Raw genomic sequence first — 2,337 nt, forward strand, 5'->3', positions numbered from 1 at the left:
GGTCTTCCGCGCGGCGCTCGACGTGGACGACGCGACCTGGACCAGGGGCCGGGGACGGACGCTCTCACAGGCACTGATCGCGCTGCCGTACTACCGCAGGACGAACCGGGCGATGGCGGACAACGCCCGGCACGTGATCCGGACGGTGCTCGCGGAGGCCTAGGGTGTGTCTTCGCAGGCGTATGGATGCCGCATAGGGGCGTGTGGGGGGCACCTCCCGGCCGAAGGCTGGGGGAGAACTGCGCAATTCGGATGCGGCCCAGGGCTGAGCCGGATTGGTCAGGGGCACCACTCTCGGACTGCGCAGTTCCCCGCGCCCCTGAATCGACCTCCCGAGTGCCCTTGAAGACAGCTCCTGGAGTTGCCCTCAAGGGTGCTCGGACGGTTCTGGCGGTGCACCCGGCCGGTGACGGTGTCGGCGGGCGCCGTCATGCTGGGGGAGGCGAGTCGGCGCGGGAGGGGCTGCGGGGATGCGGAACGGGCTGGACCAGTGGGGGCACGCGCTTCCGTTCCTGCGGCAGTGGGAGGTGGGTCGCGGGCTCGCGCCGGAGGAGGACGCCGGACGGGGCACCGCCCGGAGCGGATTCGCCCCCTGTCTGGTGACCCTCCTGCGGCTGTCCGCACCGCCGCGGTTCGGCGCCGACGCCGGGTCCCTCCCCCCGTGGCTGCTGGCGGGGCTCGCCCGAACGGGACACCTGCCGCTGGCGGCCGAGCTGGCCCTGTCGACCGGGGACGAACTCCGCCGGGCGGAGAGGCTGCTGGCCGTGGTGCGGGCCGCGGCCGACGCGGGGGACGTGCACGGGGCCCAGGCGCTCACCGACTCCATCACCCTGCGGCAGTGCCGGGACCAGGCGCTGGTCGGCCAGGTGTCGGCCTGGGCGCGGGCCGGTGAACGCGACCGGGCCGTGGCGCTGGCGGAGACCGTCCGCTATCCCCACCACTGGGCCGTCACCTGGGCGCTGCTGGCCAAGGCGGTGGCGGACGGCGGCGACACCCGCGCCGCGCTCGCGTTCGCCGATCGTGCCGAGGACCACGTGCTCTGCAGCGATCCGTCGGCGGCGAAGGTGCTCGTCCTCCTCCTCGAGGTGGCCGACCTCGTCGGCGACCGGGACCGGGCGGACGACCTCGCCGACCGGCTGGAGGACTGGGCGCGGTCCCGGGGGCGCCACGGCGGGGGCTTCGACCGGGACCGTCCACGGCCGCTGGCGACGGTGCTGGTGCGCGACCTCGGCCGGGGGGACCTGGACCGCCTCGACGCGCTGCTCCGCCGTCCGCGCCGGTCGCCCCTCGACGCCTGGGTCATGACGGTCGTGCTCGCCTCGGCCCCCGCGAGCACCGACGTGGAGACGGCCCTCGCCCTCGCGGACCGGACGCAGATTCTGCTCGGTGCCTGCGCCACGTCCTCCGGGGAGGCCATCGCGCTGTGCACGGCGGCGGCGCGCATGCTGGCCCTGCACGGGCAGGTCGAGCGGGCCGCTGCCTTCGCCGACGCGATGCACGCCCCGGACATCCGCGAGGAGCGGCAGACGCAGATCGTGGCGGAGCTGGCCCGCGGCGGTGACACCGGCCGGGCGGAGGAGCTCGCCCGGGCGATCGGCGACGGCGCGGCGCGCAGTCACGCACTGGTCGCCGTGGTCCGCGAACTCGCCCGGCAGGGGGAGACCGACCGGGCCGTGAGGCTCGCCGACACGATCGACGACCCGTGGCTGCGGGACCACGCCCTGGTGGCGGTGGTCCCGGAGACGGCCCGCCACGGGCAGCGGGAACGGGCGGAGGCGCTCGCCCGGACGATCGTCCACCGGGCGACCCGGGCCCGCGCGCTGACCGAACTCGCCGAAGTGCTCACCGAGTCGCACGAACCGTCGGAGGCCCGCAGGCTGGCCGTCCGGGCGGCGGCACTCGACGGCTGGTTCAAGGTCCTGCCCCTGCTGGAACGGCTCGCGCCCGACGCGCTGGTGGCCACCGTCGACGCGTGGACGAGCGGACGCGTCGGCGAGCCGACCGATCGGGCCGACGGCCGCCACCAGAAGGGCACCCGGGCACCTGCCCAGGCCGACGGTGCCGATCGCTAACCTCGTCCCATGCGTGCGAAGCTGCCCCTGAACAGCCCCCGTTGGCGTGAGCTCGACGGGGTGACCGCCGAGGACGTGCGGCGGGTCGTGGATGCGATCGCCACCCCCGGTGACGAGTGGCGGGAGGCCTGGCAGGGCCTGTCCGACAGCCTGATGCGCGAGGACGTCGTCCTGGACGGCGCCTACGCGGCACTGCCGCATGTGGTGGCCGCAGCAGCGGAGTTGCCGCCCGAGCGGTTCACGGACCTCTGGACGGACCTGGGCC

General features: G+C 75.3%; 1 protein-coding gene and 2 pseudogenes. All 3 read left to right on the forward strand.

The features are described 5' to 3' along the window. Positions 1–163 (forward strand): annotated as a pseudogene (locus ABZ641_RS33530) (phosphotransferase); the annotation flags it as partial. A gap of 307 nt (positions 164–470) precedes the next feature. Next, positions 471–2,072 carry a hypothetical protein gene (locus tag ABZ641_RS33535; protein WP_359988036.1) on the forward strand — a complete coding sequence of 534 codons (1,602 nt, stop codon included), beginning with the start codon at positions 471–473 and terminating at the stop codon, positions 2,070–2,072. Between the two features lie 9 nt (positions 2,073–2,081). Then, a pseudogene (locus ABZ641_RS33540) lies at positions 2,082–2,337 on the forward strand (hypothetical protein); the annotation flags it as partial.

It is taken from the genome of Kitasatospora sp. NPDC007106 (assembly GCF_040634455.1).
GTDB lineage: Bacteria > Actinomycetota > Actinomycetes > Streptomycetales > Streptomycetaceae > Kitasatospora > Kitasatospora arboriphila.